This window comes from Streptomyces sp. GbtcB7, from assembly GCF_019091445.1.
Taxonomy (GTDB): domain Bacteria; phylum Actinomycetota; class Actinomycetes; order Streptomycetales; family Streptomycetaceae; genus Streptomyces; species Streptomyces mirabilis.
Genome location: NZ_JAGXJM010000560.1, coordinates 1 through 240, shown reverse-complemented (window position 1 = coordinate 240; position 240 = coordinate 1). Strand labels below are relative to the sequence as shown.

The window sequence follows — 240 nt, the reverse complement described above, 5'->3', positions numbered from 1 at the left end:
CCACCCCCGCCCCGCCGAGTTCGGCGAGCAACGGGCGTTCTCCCGGCGCCGGGCGCCCCGTCACGCCCAGGTGTCGGGCGCCCGCCTCCGCCCCCCTCTCCAACGCGGCCCGGGACCGGTCGGAGAGGGTGTCGGCGCCGCGGAGCAGCGTTCCGTCCAGGTCAGTGGCGATAAGGGAATATGCAGTCGGAGCGGCCATGATCCGGAGAATACGGATCGAGCGACTCGTCGGCCCGGCGT

At 73.8% G+C, this 240-nt stretch carries 1 protein-coding gene; it reads right to left on the bottom strand.

Translation table 11 applies throughout. From position 1 onward, the window contains the following. The coding region (locus KVT44_RS56815) for an HAD family hydrolase (protein WP_217577143.1) at positions 1-199 on the bottom strand (199 nt) is incomplete at its 3' end. Between the last annotated feature and the right edge of the window lie 41 nt (positions 200-240).